Origin of the sequence: Psychrobacter sp. DAB_AL32B, assembly GCF_002224105.1 — a bacterium.
Taxonomy (GTDB): Bacteria; Pseudomonadota; Gammaproteobacteria; order Pseudomonadales; family Moraxellaceae; genus Psychrobacter.
Genome location: NZ_NEXU01000079.1, coordinates 29,159 through 45,193, shown reverse-complemented (window position 1 = coordinate 45,193; position 16,035 = coordinate 29,159). Strand labels below are relative to the sequence as shown.

The window sequence follows — 16,035 nt, the reverse complement described above, 5'->3', positions numbered from 1 at the left end:
TATTAGATTACCTCAACGAAAATTACTGTTAAAAACGCTATTAATAAGAAGAAAGACATGACTCAGAATACTATTCTCAGCACTAACAAGAATACCAAAAAGAAGACCGCTTTGCTGTCGTTAATAAAACCAACATTTAAGCAACTGCCCTGTTTTAGTATGGGTTTATTTTTAGGGCTGACGACATTAACCATGACAGCTCAGGCAGAGACGACTGCTGGCGAAGACTACCGCACTCAGCCATCTACCGTCGATACCAGTGCGCCAATTGCTGCTTTGTCTAAGTTGACCAGTCTTGATGATGCCAAACCTTTGAAAGTCACGGTACCAAAGATTCAGCAGTTTAAGACCAAAGCCGGTGTGCCAGTACTTTTTGTACCTACGACCGCATTACCCATTGTCGATATCGATTTGCGTTTTAATGCGGGTAGCGCTCGTGATGGCAGCATAAACAGCACAGGCTTTGGTATCGCCAATATGACGGCAACGATGCTTGAGCAAGGCTCTAAGCGTTTAGATGAAAACGAGTTCACCCGCGCGGTTGAAACCTTGGGCATTAATCTAGGCAGCAGCGCCTACAAAGATATGTTTACTGTCTCTTTACGCAGTTTATCTGACGATAAGCACTTACTACCTGCCATCGATTTAATGACCCAAATGCTCACCGAACCGAGCTTTGATGAGCAAATTTTAGCGCGTAACAAAGCACGGCTATTGGTTGGTTTGCAGCAGCAAAAACAAGACCCTAACAGTCTTGCTAGCATTGCTTTTAGCAAAGCATTATATGGCAGCCATCCTTACGCTCACCCATCGGTTGGGACACTTGACACGGTTCCTAATATAGAAAAAAAGCATCTTATAGATTTTAAAAATCGTTATTTAGTCGCTGCTAATGCCTCCCTTGCTATGACAGGCAACCTAACTTTAGCGCAAGCCAAAAAGCTGGCTGAAGATATCACCGTCAATTTACCCGTGGGACAAGCGGCACCCACCCTCCCCGAGCCAAAACCACTGACAAAAGCTCAGCATATTCATATTCCGTTTCCCAGCACTCAAACCACTGTGCTAATGGGACAATTGGGCGAGAAGCGTGCGACTGATACCCAAGCACAGCAAAAGCAAACCAACTTTGCCGTAGGGAACGAAGTGTTGGCAGGGGGCGATTTTAATGCAAGACTGATGACGGAAATCAGACAAAACCTTGGCTATACTTATGGTATTTCAGGCTCTATGAACCCAATGCTGGCACGTGGACCTTATCAAATTGGTTTTTCGACTCGCAATGACAAGGCGCGTGCAGCCATTGATGCCAGTTTAGCAGTCATTGACGATACATTAAAAAACGGCATCACCAGTGATGAGATGAAATTAACAACGGATAATCTAAAAAACAGTTTCCCGATGGGTTTTGCCAGTAATGCAGGGATTAATGGTTTACTCGGCATGATGAATTTTTATCAGCTACCCACAAGCTACCTCAGTAATTATGTCAATCGTATTGAACAAGTAACATTATCAGAAGTCAATAAAACCATGCGTGATACCTTAAAGCCTGATGATTTCTTAATCGTCACCGTTGGCGAGGTTAACCCTTGGGATAAGAAGGCGGCTAGTAAGAAAGCTACTAAATAGTATCTTTTACCTTTAATACGGTACAAAAAATAAGCTCAGTCAGTAAATATTACTGGCTGAGCTTATTTTTTATTTTACATCTAGCTTATAACAATTAATAACGGCAAGGAGAGCCGCTACTGGCATGATTAAAGCCCCATTTACGATAGCCATCGGTATCCAAATGAATAGCACCGGTGGAATACAATCCTAGCCCAAAGTTATGAGACTGACCCTGATATTGCCAAAACTCGCATAAGCTATCTTGCATACTGCTCAGCTGCCATGAGTTACCCTCGTATTGAGGTACCCAGATATCGATCGCGCCCGCAGTCATATGCTTACTACTACTAGCTCCGCCAGCACAGTCATTTAATCCAGGGCTTCGATATACCGAGCGTATCTCAGTGCTGGCAGGCAAAATACCTTGGTTTTTTAGCTGACCATATAACTGTAATGTCGGTACAATGTTTGACCATAGCTCTTGCGGTGGTAGCTGATAAGGCTCATAACCACATTTATCCCAACTACGAGCAGTCGTAAGCAATTGCGATAAAGGTGGTACATTTCGAGCGCCTACTCGTGAGTTCAGGTAGCGTTGATAATTTGCCACTTGCCCAGCGCGATAGCTGTTACTATTTAACCAAGTATTAAAATCCATACTGGTAAAATCATTATAGTTATTACTACCGGTGCTATAGGTGGTGTTATAGCTCGGCGTACGTTTATTGGTATTGACACGTTTGTTCTCTTCTATCGATAAGCTGGCATCAAATTCAAACTCACGCTGTTTTTGTTGGATCAGCCCTTGCATACTATCGCCACTTAGCCTATTTGATCCACTTTCCCCGCCGCTTAGTATAGTAACGCCACCACTATGGCCTGCCTCTCGAGAAGACGGCGTGATGTAGGCATTCGTGCTGCTGTTAGTAGCGCTATTGCCATGACGTATTTGAATACGGCGCTCGCTATTGTCACTGATAATGGCGGCATGAGCACTGATACTGCTGGCACAAATAAATAGTGCAATAATAGGCTGATGAATTTTTCCATAAGCTTGTTTTTTGATATTGATCATTACAAGAAACTACCGCTAAAAACGTTTTATCGATACTATCAAATTTTAAGCAAGCAAGCTAAACTATCGTCACTAATCAGCAGTGACCTATTCGTTATTAACACTTATCCTCAACATTTTTATATTAACGTTACTTTATTACCCGTAAGTTACTTTATTCGTTATTATCTGGTCGAATAAACGCTTTATAATCGCTGATTACTCGTTTATTTATCGAAAATCACTTCTCTTCCACGCCAATTGCCAGTCACACTTTGCCTATGTCTTCTAACCCGCAATACCGTTTTTCTCGTCAAAGCCACCATTTAGGTCAAGGTCATACACCGACAATCTGGCAGCGTATTCATATCGATCCGTGGTTGACCCTACTGTTACTGACCGTTTGCTGCATTGGTTTGACGATTTTATACAGTGCGGCAGGTCAAGATACTGATATGGTTATACGACAAATGGTCAGCTACGGTGTTGGATTTACGGTCATGGCTGTCATGGCACAAATACCGCCTAGTATTTATCGTACCTTTACGCCTATCTTTTATGTATTGGGCCTGATACTACTGGTGTTGGTTGACATCATTGGCGAGGTGCGCATGGGCGCACAGCGCTGGATTAATTTACCAGGGTTTGGCAGTGTACAGCCGTCAGAATTTATGAAGCTTGGTATGCCCATGATGTGTGCGTGGTTCCTATCCAAGCGCGATTTACCGCCCTCATTATCAAGTATCGCCATTACTTTAGCGTTAATCGTGGTACCGGTATTATTAATTGCGAAAGAGCCTGACCTTGGTACTTCATTACTGGTCGCCGCCAGCGGTATCTTTGTGTTGTTTTTGGCAGGACTATCGTGGCGACTCATTGCAAGCGCTATGGCTTTATCAATTCCAGTTATTGCCGTCGCTTGGAATTTTTTATTACACGACTATCAACGTACGCGCGTACTCACTTTATTCAATCCTGAGGCTGATGTACAAGGCGCAGGCTGGAATATCATTCAGTCCAAAACGGCCATCGGTGCCGGTGGTCTGACCGGTAAAGGCTATTTGGAAGGTACGCAATCTCATTTACACTTCTTACCAGAAGGTCATACCGACTTTGTTATCGCCGCTTTTTCTGAAGAGTTTGGTTTGCTAGGCGTCATATTGTTAATGTTCATTTATGCTTGCATACTGACACGAGCTTTATATATCGCTTTCGCCCATCCTGATACTTACAGCCGATTATTGGCAGGTGCTATCGCCATGTCCTTCTTTGTTTACGTATTTGTCAATGTCGGTATGGTTGGCGGTATTTTACCTGTTGTTGGTGTCCCTTTACCTTTCATTAGCTATGGTGGTACCGCCGTCGTCACTTTAATGGCGGGTTTCGGCTTACTCATGTCCATTCATACTCACAAATCTGGTTAACATTTTCCAATTTTTTTATAAGTTAAGAGACCCTATGTTTACATTGCATGGTCTCTTTTTTATACCCTTTAAAAGCCATACCAAGATAGTTTTAGCTTTTAAGAAATTCAGTATTTGACAACTTACTTTAGCATCTAAAATAGTGAAAATAGCTATAGTAAGGCCATCGCTAAATACCTAAGTAAAACACAACCTAACAAGTTTCAAAAATGAGTAGATTAACAAATAAACGTACGTACTCGGCTTAAAATCTATTTATTAAGTAACTATACGTAAAGATAGAATGAGCAAAAATCCTAGTAAATAAGCCCGCTCGCACCAATCTTATTTGTAATCAGTTCTACATAAACTATGATAAAAAGCACTGTTTACTCCCTCTGTATTTATATATAAATACATGATTTTATTAAAAATATACGCAAAAACCACTCTTATAAACCATGTTGAATATTTAGCGTTTAGTACTCAATACCAATAGGTTTTATTCCTTGTTTTTTACAATTAATTGCGTTAATCTCGTCTTAGTGTCATTTATACATAACCCGTACAGAGCTACTAAGAAAGTTAGCATTTAATTATATTGTCGTTGTAGCTCATCCGTATAGTTAGCAACTTGTAGATTTCAGACTTTCAAAGTCACTACTTAATTAACGGTTTAATAACAAACTTATACGTAAGACTCTCGAAACCCTTTATTAACTTAGCAATGTTAAAAAGGCTGTTTATTGAATATTAGTATCTGATTTTAGTTGTTGATGCATGTTTTAATTAAGATTGTTAACCATCATTTGAGCGTGTCATAAGTGGGTTATCAAAACCTTATACTCATTTATGATGATGAATTAAAAATTACCATACGTTAGAACTTATAAAAACCGAGCTATAACATCAATTATTATGAGAAAGATGATTGATATCGGTTTTAGAGTTTGCGGTACTGTTAGGTTGGTCTAACACTATCTCGCTCCCTCTAAGATTTTTTAGAGTTAGGTTCTAAGGTATAAGTTATAGAGGTATTTATGAATAAGCGTTTATCTGGTTTACTTACCATGTCAGCCGTACTATTTGCTGGCTCTGCAATCGCTTCTAATGCAAATGCTGTAGAATCAAAAACCTCCCTTGCCATGGTTTCGCAAGATAACGCCTCCCATATCGACCGTGTACTCGGTGAACTTAGTCGTCAACATGACGGTGCATCAAGCTTAGTTAAATCGGCACGCCAGCCTACTTCATTAGCGCTCAGCAGCTCACTGTTAGCCAGTGATACTGCACAAGTCAGTAATGACGAAGACGTTTTAGAGCGTCTAACGGCAGTAGCATCCAATTCTGTGAGCAAGTTTAAGCAAACGGGCTTAGCTTCTTGGTACGGTCGCCAGTTTCATGGTCGCAAAACAGCCAGTGGCGAGACCTTTGATATGAACGGTTTAACTGCTGCTCATCGCTCACTGCCATTAAACTGTTATGTGAAAGTCACCAATAAGACAAACGGTAAAAGCGTCGTCGTAAAAGTGAACGATCGTGGTCCATTTCATGGCAACCGTGTGATGGATTTATCCTACGGTGCTGCCAAAAAGCTTGGTATTACTGCTAAAGGTGTGGGTAACGTCGCTATTGAGCGTGTTGCAGGACCATCTTCTTAAACCATTAACGTTTTAGACCACTTGCGGTTTAAACCTTTAACGGTTTTGTATAAAGGTTTTTAGATTTAAAAAAAGCGCCTAACGAATAATGAGTTAGGCGCTTTTTTATTGCTGAATTTTACAGGGCTTGTTTTTATATAGTAGATTGATTTTAGAAACGATACAGTGCTATTGACTATAAATTTTTTGCAGCCTCTGTCACGCCTGCGCACAGCAAGCAAGCAAGCAAGCAAGCAAGCAAGCAAGCAAGCAAGAAATGATAGCAATAGCACGTTATTACAATCGTATCGCTTTTATTTTGAACTGACTATAGACTATAGCTCAACAAACTACAGTTCAAATGCGCTTTCAATAGCATCATCGAGACGTTCGACCGCAATGATATTGATACCTTTAAACTGAGCAGAGTCTTTGGCAGGTGCATTGCCTTTAGGGATAATGGCGTGCTTAAAGCCATGCTTCATGGCTTCTTTTAAACGTTCTTGCCCATTGGGCACAGGACGAATTTCACCAGACAGACCTACTTCACCAAACACTGCCAGTGACGATGGTAATGCTTTTTCTCTAATACTTGATGCACAAGCGAGTAGCACCGCCAAATCAGAACCTGTCTCTATCACTTTGACACCGCCCACCACGTTAACATAGACATCTTGCCCACTGGTATGGATGCCACCATGGCGGTGCATCACTGCCAGCAGCATGGATAAACGTTGAAAGTCCAAGCCCAATGCCATACGTCTTGGTGAGCCTTGAGAGTCATCCACTAATGCTTGCACTTCCACTAGTAACGGTCTAGTGCCTTCACGGCTAACCATAACCACAGAACCAGCAACAGGTTTGTCATAACGGCTCAAAAATATCGCTGATGGATTGGCAACTTCTTTCAGCCCCATATCCGTCATGCCAAAAATCCCTAACTCATTAACTGCGCCAAATCGATTTTTTACCGCCCGTATCATTCGAAAGCGTGAATCAGACTGACCCTCAAAATATAAAACCGTATCTACCATATGCTCAAGCACGCGCGGGCCTGCTAGCGTGCCTTCTTTGGTCACATGCCCTACTAAAAATAGCGCGGTACCTGTTTGTTTAGCATAGCGAGTCAAAATCGCAGCAGACTCTCTAATCTGACTGACCCCGCCTGGTGCAGAATTGATGGCATCAGTATAAATGGTCTGAATAGAGTCAATAATAGCAATCGCCGGCTGCTCTTGCGTTAATGCTGCACAGATAGTCTCAACATTGGTTTCAGCGAGCACACGCAATCTATCAGCAGGCAAATCTAAGCGCTTCGCACGCATGGCTACCTGTGCCAATGATTCTTCACCAGTCACATACAGCGCACTTCCTGCCAGTGAATCAACTTTTGCCATATTAGTAGCTGTTTGCAACAGAATGGTAGACTTACCAATACCAGGATCACCCCCTATTAATACGACTGAACCGGCAACCAGTCCACCACCCAATACGCGATCAAACTCACTGATGCCTGTTGGCAAACGCGTATCTAAACCCACACTCACTGCATTGAGCGGCATAACCCCACTATGCGTCCCTGAATAGTTTCCAGCAGGTGCACCAGCGCCACCTGTATTGCGAGGCATTGCACGACCGACATTAGGCTTTGCTGTATTTTTATTATGGTGCGGCATGCTGACATTTGGCGCTTCAATTAAAGTGTTCCATTCGCTGCAATCACTACATTGCCCTGCCCACTTACCAAAATGAGCGCCGCAAGCTTGACAGACATAACTGGATTTATTTTTTGCCATAACGTATGAGCCTTGTTCAGGTATTCAAGCAAGAATGATAAATAGAATATAATGACGCTTTTATGAGCGTTAATTTTAGAAGAGTTTTAAGATAAACAAGCCGCCACTATGACAGACGGTGTTTTATAGAAGGGATAATGCTAAAAGTAAAAGTATTCTAAATATAAGATAAATAGCAGTAGCTGGCTAAGAGCGCGAACTTAAAAACCTTATGCCAGCATCAGTGAAAAAATATTTAACAGACTGATTTATACTTGAAAGTCTTTGCCTAGATAAACAGACTTGACCAATTCGTTGTCTAAGACTTCACGTGCTGTGCCCTCAGCAATGATAGCGCCCTCTGAGACAATATATGCTTTTTCACAAATGGCCAAAGTATCACGCACATTATGGTCAGTGATTAACACCCCAATACCGCGCTTTTTTAACGCTAAAATAACCTCTTTGATATCGCCAACAGAGATGGGATCTACACCGGCAAAAGGCTCATCTAATAAAATAAACTTGGGATCAGCAGCCAAAGCACGGGCAATTTCACAGCGGCGACGCTCACCACCTGATACACTCATGCCCAAAGATTTCCGCACATGTTCTAAATGGAAATCGCCGATTAATTTTTCAAGCTCTTGCCGTTGCTCGCTAGCGCTCAGCTCTTTACGAGTTTGCAAGATGGCTAAAATATTGTCTTCAATAGACAATTTACGGAAAATAGACGCCTCTTGCGGCAAATAGCCAATACCCGCACGAGCACGCTCATGCATCGCGTATTTAGATAAGTCCATTTTCCCCAAGGTCACACGGCCCTTATCCATATTGACCAGCCCTACTACCATATAAAAGCTGGTTGTTTTACCGGCACCGTTTGGACCTAATAGCCCTACGACCTGCCCTTGCTCAACAGAGAATGAGACATCTTTAACAACCCAGCGTTTGCCATAGCGCTTACCTAGATTTTGCATCGATAAACGGGCAACAGGTTCAGAAGTACTGGTTGACGCTATCGGGTCATTATTTTTATTATCATTCATAACTTACTCATAACTTATTCATAACTTACTTATCATATGGCAGCAGTGAAGCACTGATACTAACCACCTAGATGTTTAGTCGTTTTTTATTTAGTTGCTTAACTCGTTATATGGCTTAGCGTATGCCGCTTTGGCTGTTGCTGTTATTGGGTGGAAAGACCAGCTCTACTCGCTGATTGCCACCAGCAGTTGCTTCCACATCACCGGCTTTCAGGCTATAACGAATGACATTACCTGCAAAACTTGCGCCATTTTGCACCAATTTTGCATTACCAGTTAGCGTGACGATACCTGTAACCGCGTTATAGTCAATCTTATTTGCCTGACCTTTTGCAACACCTTTTTCTTGCGTGACAACTTGCTGCATAGTTGCTGGGCGTCCAGTCGCTACTGCTGAGTTGATACTACGACCCTGTGATAAGTTGACGGTAATATTGTCGGCCGTCATCTTAAACGTACCTTGAGTAATAACCACGCTGCCGGAGTAACTAGTAATACCACTACGCTCACTATAAGTCGCTTTATCCGCTAATAGTTTGATTGGCTGGTTGGCATCTGATGGTAATGCATGGCTATATAATGGCAGCGCTAAAAGCATCACCATCGGCAGCGTACGCAGGCTAGCCGATAGGTGAATAGAGCGAGTCGATAGCAAGCGTAAAGTAGGCAAAAAATTAGATTTCATGAAAATTACTCGTTTTATAATGGGTAGTAGAGTTTGCAAACTTCCTGCTAGATGCTGTGCTAAATATATGTTTATACCTCAGTATAGTGATGCTTAAAACAATGTAATTATTAACATGGTAGTTATTAATATAGTGCAATAATTCAAATAATGCGCTGGTTAAAACAAGGCTTTGTCTTGACGTTCAGCGGGCGTAAAAGAGACTGCCACTTGACCAAACTCATATTCCCCGGTCTCAAGGTTGGCTTTCATACTTGATGCCTCAAACCGGTTCATACCTTGTTCAACTTTGACCGCTTCATCACTATAGACTTGACCCGACTTAGTATTGCCCTTCAATGTGGCTCCGGTTACTTTAATCGGTTCAATATCAGATTTTCCCGCTTTATCTTCGCTGACTAAAGAAAAACCACCGGATAAGCTAAGCTCCCCTGTCTGCTGACTGATAGCAGCACTACCTGCTTCGATACGATAGCGCTGCTCATCTGAAGGCTCCCAATTCATAGTGATGCCTTTCATCTCATCCTTGTTGGTTACCGGATTATGCGTCAACGATTCAGCACTGAGCTCGTACTCCGTTTCACCTTTCTCGTTCGTCTGTACCGCCTTAATATCTGTCGCTTCATAATCGACATCAGATGTTTCAAGATTTACCGGTGGCGTTATCTCTCCTTGCTGCTGAAAAAACCAGCCCGCAATACCAGCGATAATCAACGCAATGACTATTAAAACACGAGTATTCACGACAAGTTATCCTGAGTTTTTGCTTCATCAAGCGTATAGTGGGCGATAAAGTTTTGATAATGTCCATGACCCTTTAGAATGAGATCACATACTTCACGTACTGCGCCCGTACCACCGGCGCGAGTCGTGACCATATCACTACGATTGATGACCTCCGCATGGGCATTAGGCACTGTGGCAGCAAATCCTACCGTTTGCATCGCTTTAATATCAGGCAAGTCATCACCCATATAAGCGCAATCGGCAGCAGTGATATTGAGCGTAGGATCAATGCTTGCTAACAGCTCATTGAATGCGACTAGCTTATCATCACGACCTTGTACAATATAGTTCACACCCATCTCAGCTGCGCGCTTGTCTACCATCGGACTGCTACGACCCGTAATAATTGCCGTCAAAATACCATAACGTGCTAACGATTTAACGCCCACGCCATCATGTACTGAAAAAGCTTTGGTCTCAATACCATTGGCATCATAAATAATTTGACCGTTTGACAAAATACCATCAACATCCATGACTAATAACTTTACTTGTCCGGCTTTTTTTATTAAGTCTTGCATCAGTTATCTCTTATTAAAGGCTTTTTTTAATATAACACTTACTTTACACCGGCTTGTAATAAATCATGTACCGTAATAACGGCTTCTAGATGTTGCTCATCATCAATAATCAGCAGCTGGCTAATAGCATTTTCATTCATCACACTCAGCGCATCTGAGGCACGCATCGTTCTACTGATGCGGCGTGGATTACTCACCATGAGCTCGCGCATCGGTGTCTGTAAATCAATGCCTTTTTCTAGACCTCGCCTTAAGTCACCATCTGTAAAGATACCGACAACCTTTTTATCATCATCAGTGACGACCGTCATGCCTAAACGCCCAGCAGACATAATAAAAAGGGCTTCTTGTAATGGCGCTTGCTGATTGATAAGCGGCAAGTTTTCTGACTTGGTATGCATCAAATCTTCTACTCGCGTCAGTAGCTGACGCCCTAATGCACCAGCAGGATGCGATAAAGCAAAATCTTCTGAGGTAAAATTGCGCGCATGTACCAAGGCAACTGCCAAGGCATCGCCTAGCGCTAAGGTAGCCGTGGTACTTGACGTCGGTGCAAGGTTGAGTGGACAAGCCTCCTGCGATTTACCAAGGGTCAATATGATATCTGCCGCATGAGGTAGCATACCGCGCTTATCTCGACTGATACTAATCAGCGGGATGTTTAAGTGTTTGACCACTGGCAGTAGCATTTTAATCTCATCCGACTCCCCAGAGTTGGAGATGGCAAGTAGAACGTCGCCTTTTACCAACATGCCTAGGTCGCCATGCCCCGCTTCACCGGGATGCATAAAAAACGATGGCGTACCAGTAGAGGCAAACGTTGCGGCTATCTTACGCCCAATCAGCCCCGACTTACCCATACCTGTGACGACCACTCGACCCTGACAGGCTAAAATAATATCACAAGCCTGTGCAAATCTATCATCGATCTGCTCTATCAGTAATGCTAGTGCCGCCTGTTCGGTCTTAATAGCGTCAATAGCGGTACTAATGAATTGCTCATGGGTTAGATTGCGTTCGGGATTATTCATACAGTGGCTCTACATTTAGTGGCTGTATATTTACAATAAATCAAACAAGCATTTTACTATACTATGGTCAATATTAATAACCATACTCAATATTAGTAACCGTACTCAATATTTATAACATTGTCTCAAACTATGTTCATAACTGTATCATCAATAAATTATGAGACGTTTATCTATACAAAAAAAACCCACTATAATAGTAGGTCTTCATCCAACATCTCATATCTTAATAACATATTCATTAATGGATCAGCTGTTAAGCATCACTATTTATTGGCTGCTATCATCAGATTCATCATTTGGTTTATTGTCGAAATCCGTATTCTCTGCGGGTGCTTCGAAACCACGATCTTGACCAAAACCACCACGCTCAAAACCACGCTCCTGACTTTGACCAAAGCTACCACGCTCAAAACCGCGATCTTGACCTTGGCTAAAGCCACCACGGTTAAAGCCGCTACGATTGGCAAAGCCGCGCTCTTCAAAACCTCCGCCACTAGCAGGGGTAGGATTGCCACCGCGCTCAAAACCACTGCCACTGCTCATACCACTACCTTGATAACCCACAGGTGCAGCACTTTGGCTTTGAGTACCAGTAGCTGGCGTTGTGCTACTTCGAGGGTTACGAGCTGGTACGACTGTGGAAATGGCGTGTTTATATACCATTTGGCTCACTGTATTTTTAAGCAGTACCACGTATTGGTCGAATGATTCTATTTGACCCTGTAATTTGATGCCATTCACTAAAAAAATAGAAACTGGTATACGATCTTTGCGCAGCGAATTCAAGAACGGATCTTGTAAAGTTTGTCCTTTTGACATGAAATCTCTCCTAAATATTATATAATTATTGTTAATGCCAATTATTTTAAGTGTTGCTTTAATTATAATGGCTAAAGACAGATACAGTAGTAAGTTTTATTTATAAAACGTATCTAAATAAGTACTAATTCTTGTTAAGTAATTCTACTTTATCGTGAATACGTTGTTATTGTAATAAATTAAGTAACCAGTTGTTGCAGGATCTGCCTTGATAATCAAATGTTAATTGATAATGATTCAAAAAGCAGCTGTCATTTATAAAACCTACTACTCTGATTAAGTAGAATTATAACAGTTATATACATTATACTTTGAAACTAATTGTCATTAGCTTAGAATTTGCGCATGATCCTACTTGCACATATTTGTACAACATTATCTGTACGATAATTAATAGTATGATGCTTATTTCGATGATTCACAGCGCAATTGACTTAAATTATTCATATAAGCCCTTGAAGTAACTCACTAAAATAAATACTCTCTCGCCTGCTCCATCGTGGTGAACGAGTGGAGCATTATCTTATTATTTTTAAAGTCATTCATATCACTAGATGAAGCGGTGTTCGTTAGTGACGCTGTTGAATTATCAGACAGTTGCACCAACTTGCGCAGCCAAGTGTACTGGCGCTTTGCTAGCTGTCTTGTCGCATATAATGCCTTATTTTGCATTTGCTGACAAGCAAGCGCCTCAGTTTGACTATTAGGTATTAGTAAATGCGACTGGCATTGTGGCTGAGTCATGTTCCGTTGAGTCGTTATGTGTTGTTTTGATTTATCAGTAATTAGTGCTTCACATTCACCAAAAGCCTCATAGAACTGGGCTTTATCCAAATGTGGTTGCTCGAGTATTGGGTGCTTAATATGTACCAAATATTCCAATACTTGCCGATAGCCAACGCAGCGCATCGATGGTAAGTTGGGTGTCAAAGTATAACGCTCCAGTAAACCAATCACCTCATTAACCAGCCCTTCAGCCCACATAATATCTAAACGCTGCTCGATACGTTCATGCAGCCATGGACGCTCAGGCATCACTGCCAATCCATGCCATTGCTGTTTTGGATTATGTGCCAAGGCTTGCTTAGGCTGACGCTGCCAATCACTGAGTGGGATGGCTGTTTGTAGATAGACTTCGACAGCGCGAGTAATACGCTGAGTATCCGTGGCATTTAGGCGTTGGTGGCTAACAGAATCAACTTTACCTAGATAATCATATAAAGCCTCGATGCCTTCATCTTGTCGCCACTGCTCTACGCGCGCGCGAACGCTATTATCGCTATCAGGCACAGGAGACAACCCATCAAGTAGCGCCATGTAATACATCATGGTACCGCCTACGAGCAGTGGTATCTTGCCGTTTTGATGACAACGATCAATCAGACGTGCCACATCGCTAACAAATTCAGCGACACTATAACTTTGCATAGGATTAATGATATCGACTAAATAATGCGGATAACGCGCCAGCTCAGTGGCCGTTGGTTTCGCCGTACCGATATTCATGTCACGATAAATCAGCGCTGAATCTACTGAAATTAGCTCATAACGCCTGGTATCATAAAGCTCATAAGCCAAGGCTGTCTTACCACTCGCGGTTGGTGCCATCAAGCACACTACGCTATTATCCGATAAATTGGGACTTAAGCTAGAAGATAGGCTATCAGACGAAAGTCGCATACAGTTGCCTTTAATTATTATAGTGTTAATAACGTTAATAGTTACGCTTTGAGTGGTTAAAGCAGCCATTAGCTATGTGTTCAGCATCAGTTTATTCGGCTGAAGATGATAGCATCAATCCCACTAATTGATTGTTGTCTATGGTCTTGATGGCATATTTAGTCAGCAATTCTTCAATATCTGCTATAAATGCTAGCAAATCTTGTGCTGATATTTGCGCACTGACAGTCGCCAGTTGTTGATTAATATCGGTAGCGCTATTTGCTATGTTATCTTTCTTAAATACAGGGTTGCTAAAGACAGTGCCACTAAATAAATGTGACTCAAATAACAAGCTCATCTTTGACTGCCAATCCTCGGCATTAATCAATAAGAACTTACCTTGATTATAAAATAATAGCCAAGGCAGTGTCTTACCCTTAATACCTTCAATATCTTCAATATCTTCAATATCTTCAATATCTTCAATATCTTCAATATCTTCAATATCTTCAATATCTTCGATGACAGTAGAGTCAGTTGCTAGACCATGCAAGCTGGTAATAATATCTAAGCAACTTGGTAAAGGTTTAGTCTCTTTAAGCGGGCTATTTAAAGTATTAATACGATGACCTACAGACTCATCAATATAAGATTCTGCTGGCTTATCAGACAATTGATATGACTGTTTAGGAGCTTGTACTTGCCTGTTTTGCGTTAAGCTACTGGTAGACGATGTCTGATGTAATGATGTATCAAATAACGTATCGAATGATTTGCCTATAGAAACATTACTGTTCGGCACTTTATTGTTAGCCACTTTTTCACATTGCTGACTAGCAATTTTTTTTACACTGGCTGCTTTTAACTTTGAGTGAATAGCATGGTTTAAATGCGCCATGATGTTATTAAGCGGGCTGATTTTAATGCGCTGTTTGGATGGATGGACATTGATATTAAGCCATTGGGTGGGCAACTCAAAATAAAGCGCATAACCAATACCTGCCAACTGTGCACTTTGAGTGAGTTGGCGGAGTTGATTGCTAATCAAAGCTTCCTTTACCAATCTACCATTCACGTAGATTAATTTTGGTAAGTTATGCTGCGAATGACTGCTAGGCCATAACCAACCACTAATACTAGGCTGTGTATCGGCACTTTCATTATTGGCGTATCCATTATGAACATTGTTGTTATAAAGAGAACCTTTGGACTGCTGCATCAGGCTCGATAGATCAACCGCCACCTCAATTGACTGCTCTGTCAGCGAAATACCAGTCGCTTGCTCAAGACGTGACAATGGCAGACGACTCGCATTATCATTACCACTTATAGCATTTATGGATAATGACAGCCGCTTTTTATTATCATGAAAGAGCGTCAATGCCACATCGGCTCGCGCCAATGCCACTTCACGGACAATCGTTTCAATATGACTGAACTCGGTCGCGATAGATTTCAAATTACCGCGGCGCGCTGGCACATTAAAATATAAATCTTTTACCGTAATTGTCGTACCACGATGATGTATGACTGGTATCAGCTTTGGCGTATCGTCCAATACACCGGCGACCTGCAACTGACGCCCAATCCCGCTGCTATCATGACTACTGGTTAAGGCTAAACGCGACACGGCAGCCGTTGCTGCCAATGCTTCACCACGAAAACCCAACGTCGTAATACCATGCAAGTTAGCCACATCAGCGACCTTACTGGTTGCATGACGAGTGATCGCCATCACCATATCATCGGGGTGAATGCCGATGCCATTATCAATAACCTCTATCAGCCCCATACCGCCTTGAGTAATATGTATCTCAATATCGCTGGCATAAGCATCAATCGCATTTTCAAGTAGCTCTTTGACCACAGCGGCTGGACGTGTCACAACCTCACCCGCTGCCAATTGATTGATGAGCAGCGGCGATAATTTCTTAATGCGGGTATTAGAATGATTATCGGGCATGATTATAGTTATGATTATCTTACGTTGATG

General features: G+C 42.0%; 13 protein-coding genes. 3 read left to right on the top strand and 10 right to left on the bottom strand.

From position 1 onward, the window contains the following. Positions 1–57 precede the first annotated feature (57 nt). Positions 58–1,632, top strand: coding sequence for a pitrilysin family protein (locus CAN34_RS09490; protein WP_089555437.1), 1,575 nt, complete (start codon positions 58–60; stop codon positions 1,630–1,632). A gap of 94 nt (positions 1,633–1,726) precedes the next feature. Here CAN34_RS09490 and CAN34_RS09485 read toward each other — a convergent pair whose 3' ends face one another. After that, positions 1,727–2,689 (bottom strand): D-Ala-D-Ala carboxypeptidase family metallohydrolase, encoded by a 963-nt coding sequence (locus CAN34_RS09485; RefSeq protein ID WP_079691643.1) that lies wholly within the window; start codon positions 2,687–2,689, stop codon positions 1,727–1,729. A gap of 260 nt (positions 2,690–2,949) precedes the next feature. On the opposite strand from CAN34_RS09485, the gene rodA reads away from it, so the two are divergent. Together rodA and CAN34_RS09475 are read left to right on the top strand one after the other, a co-directional pair. Beyond that, positions 2,950–4,092: a rod shape-determining protein RodA gene (gene rodA, locus CAN34_RS09480; protein ID WP_089555436.1), complete on the top strand. Its 1,143-nt coding sequence runs from the start codon at positions 2,950–2,952 to the stop codon at positions 4,090–4,092. Positions 4,093–5,111: 1,019 nt separating this feature from the next. Then, positions 5,112–5,732 carry a septal ring lytic transglycosylase RlpA family protein gene (locus CAN34_RS09475; protein WP_079691641.1) on the top strand — a complete coding sequence of 207 codons (621 nt, stop codon included), beginning with the start codon at positions 5,112–5,114 and terminating at the stop codon, positions 5,730–5,732. A gap of 329 nt (positions 5,733–6,061) precedes the next feature. On the opposite strand, the gene radA is transcribed toward CAN34_RS09475, so the two are convergent. The 9 genes from radA to mutL all read right to left on the bottom strand — a co-directional run bounded on the left by radA (position 6,062) and on the right by mutL (position 16,005). Then, the gene (radA, locus tag CAN34_RS09470; protein ID WP_089555435.1) at positions 6,062–7,507 is read right to left on the bottom strand and encodes a DNA repair protein RadA; all 1,446 of its coding nucleotides are present in this window, start codon (positions 7,505–7,507) and stop codon (positions 6,062–6,064) included. A 248-nt stretch (positions 7,508–7,755) separates the two neighbouring features. Beyond that, on the bottom strand, positions 7,756–8,466 hold the full coding sequence (gene lptB, locus CAN34_RS09465) for an LPS export ABC transporter ATP-binding protein (protein WP_089555472.1): 711 nt from the start codon (positions 8,464–8,466) through the stop codon (positions 7,756–7,758). A 184-nt stretch (positions 8,467–8,650) separates the two neighbouring features. Next, positions 8,651–9,139, bottom strand: coding sequence for a lipopolysaccharide transport periplasmic protein LptA (gene lptA, locus CAN34_RS09460; protein WP_171996375.1), 489 nt, complete (start codon positions 9,137–9,139; stop codon positions 8,651–8,653). A gap of 240 nt (positions 9,140–9,379) precedes the next feature. Beyond that, on the bottom strand, positions 9,380–9,964 hold the full coding sequence (lptC, locus tag CAN34_RS09455) for an LPS export ABC transporter periplasmic protein LptC (protein ID WP_079691637.1): 585 nt from the start codon (positions 9,962–9,964) through the stop codon (positions 9,380–9,382). Further along, entirely contained in the window at positions 9,961–10,527 is a 567-nt protein-coding gene (locus tag CAN34_RS09450; RefSeq protein ID WP_089555433.1) for an HAD family hydrolase, read from the bottom strand. The genes lptC and CAN34_RS09450 overlap by 4 nt, the downstream gene beginning before the upstream one ends. Positions 10,528–10,565: 38 nt before the next feature. Beyond that, positions 10,566–11,558, bottom strand: coding sequence for an SIS domain-containing protein (locus CAN34_RS09445; RefSeq protein ID WP_089555432.1), 993 nt, complete (start codon positions 11,556–11,558; stop codon positions 10,566–10,568). Between the two features lie 270 nt (positions 11,559–11,828). Further along, positions 11,829–12,380 (bottom strand): RNA chaperone Hfq, encoded by a 552-nt coding sequence (gene hfq, locus CAN34_RS09440; protein WP_079691575.1) that lies wholly within the window; start codon positions 12,378–12,380, stop codon positions 11,829–11,831. A gap of 468 nt (positions 12,381–12,848) precedes the next feature. Further along, on the bottom strand, positions 12,849–14,060 hold the full coding sequence (miaA, locus tag CAN34_RS09435; RefSeq protein ID WP_089555431.1) for a tRNA (adenosine(37)-N6)-dimethylallyltransferase MiaA: 1,212 nt from the start codon (positions 14,058–14,060) through the stop codon (positions 12,849–12,851). Between the two features lie 91 nt (positions 14,061–14,151). Beyond that, the gene (gene mutL, locus CAN34_RS09430; RefSeq protein ID WP_089555430.1) at positions 14,152–16,005 is read right to left on the bottom strand and encodes a DNA mismatch repair endonuclease MutL; all 1,854 of its coding nucleotides are present in this window, start codon (positions 16,003–16,005) and stop codon (positions 14,152–14,154) included. Positions 16,006–16,035 lie beyond the last annotated feature (30 nt).

Coding starts and splice junctions, on each gene's coding strand:
- lptB (WP_089555472.1), bottom strand. CDS start 8,466: ATGCAAAATCTAGGTAAGCGCTATGGCAAACGCTGGGTTGTTAAAGAT.
- CAN34_RS09445 (WP_089555432.1), bottom strand. CDS start 11,558: ATGAATAATCCCGAACGCAATCTAACCCATGAGCAATTCATTAGTACC.
- CAN34_RS09485 (WP_079691643.1), bottom strand. CDS start 2,689: ATGATCAATATCAAAAAACAAGCTTATGGAAAAATTCATCAGCCTATT.
- CAN34_RS09475 (WP_079691641.1), top strand. CDS start 5,112: ATGAATAAGCGTTTATCTGGTTTACTTACCATGTCAGCCGTACTATTT.
- CAN34_RS09450 (WP_089555433.1), bottom strand. CDS start 10,527: ATGCAAGACTTAATAAAAAAAGCCGGACAAGTAAAGTTATTAGTCATG.
- radA (WP_089555435.1), bottom strand. CDS start 7,507: ATGGCAAAAAATAAATCCAGTTATGTCTGTCAAGCTTGCGGCGCTCAT.
- rodA (WP_089555436.1), top strand. CDS start 2,950: ATGTCTTCTAACCCGCAATACCGTTTTTCTCGTCAAAGCCACCATTTA.
- miaA (WP_089555431.1), bottom strand. CDS start 14,060: ATGCGACTTTCGTCTGATAGCCTATCTTCTAGCTTAAGTCCCAATTTA.
- hfq (WP_079691575.1), bottom strand. CDS start 12,380: ATGTCAAAAGGACAAACTTTACAAGATCCGTTCTTGAATTCGCTGCGC.
- lptA (WP_171996375.1), bottom strand. CDS start 9,139: ATGGTGATGCTTTTAGCGCTGCCATTATATAGCCATGCATTACCATCA.
- mutL (WP_089555430.1), bottom strand. CDS start 16,005: ATGCCCGATAATCATTCTAATACCCGCATTAAGAAATTATCGCCGCTG.
- CAN34_RS09490 (WP_089555437.1), top strand. CDS start 58: ATGACTCAGAATACTATTCTCAGCACTAACAAGAATACCAAAAAGAAG.